Source organism: Shuttleworthella sp., from assembly GCF_057251025.1.
In genome coordinates this window covers 1-1,050 of the sequence record NZ_DBHIDN010000064.1, presented here as the reverse complement: position 1 = coordinate 1,050, position 1,050 = coordinate 1, and the positions used below count along the sequence as shown (strand labels likewise).

The window sequence follows — 1,050 nt, the reverse complement described above, 5'->3', positions numbered from 1 at the left end:
CGGCATGGCCTATCAGGCGCTCTATCGCAAGTTCCGGCCCCAGACCTTCGAAGACGTCAAGGGGCAGGATCATATCGTCACAACCCTGAAGAATCAGTTGAAGAACGACCGCATCGGCCACGCCTATCTCTTCACGGGGACCCGGGGAACCGGCAAGACAACCGTCGCCAAAATCCTGGCCAGGGCAGTCAACTGCCAGCATCCCGTTGATGGCAGTCCATGCGGCAAGTGCAGCGTTTGCAGGGCGATCAATGCCGGCAACTCCATGAATGTCATCGAGATCGACGCGGCTTCCAATAACGGTGTGAACAATATCCGGGAGATCATCGAGGAGGTGGCCTATCCGCCGACGGAGGGCCGCTATAAGGTCTACATCATCGATGAGGTTCACATGCTCTCTCCCGGGGCATATAATGCCCTCTTAAAGACCCTGGAGGAGCCGCCGGAGTATGTCATTTTCATCCTGGCAACTACGGAGGTCAACAAGATCCCCATCACGATCCTCTCTCGCTGTCAGCGCTATGATTTCCATCGGATCAGCGTGGTGACCATTGCCGGCCGCCTGCGCCAGCTCATGGAGGAAGAGGGGGTGGCAGTTGAGGATAAGGCGGTGGATTATATCGCCAGAGCAGCGGACGGATCCATGCGGGATGCCCTCTCCCTTATGGATCAGTGCATCGCCTTCTACCTCGGACAGAAGCTGACCTATGACGACACGCTCAAGGTCCTGGGAGCGGTGGATACCGAGGTCTTCAGTCACCTCCTGCGGGCGATCATTGGCAGAGACGTCACAGAGTCGATCCGCATGATAGGGGAGATTATCGCGGAGGGAAGAGAGCCGGTTCAGTTCGTCAATGATTTCACCTGGTATCTGCGCAATCTGCTCCTGTTAAAGAGCGGGGATCATATGGAAGACGCCCTGGACATCTCCAGTGACAACCTGGCCCTGCTTCAGGAGGAGGCGCAGATGGTTGAGGATGAGATCCTCATGCGCTATATTCGTATCCTGAGCGATCTCTCCAGCCAGATCCGCTATGCCAGTCAGAAGCG

At 56.7% G+C, this 1,050-nt stretch carries 1 protein-coding gene; it reads left to right on the top strand.

The window, feature by feature from the left end:
- Positions 1 to 4: 4 nt before the first annotated feature.
- A partial coding sequence (dnaX, locus tag ACO5R6_RS07680; RefSeq protein ID WP_485626585.1) for a DNA polymerase III subunit gamma/tau occupies positions 5 to 1,050 on the top strand: 1,046 nt, incomplete at its 3' end.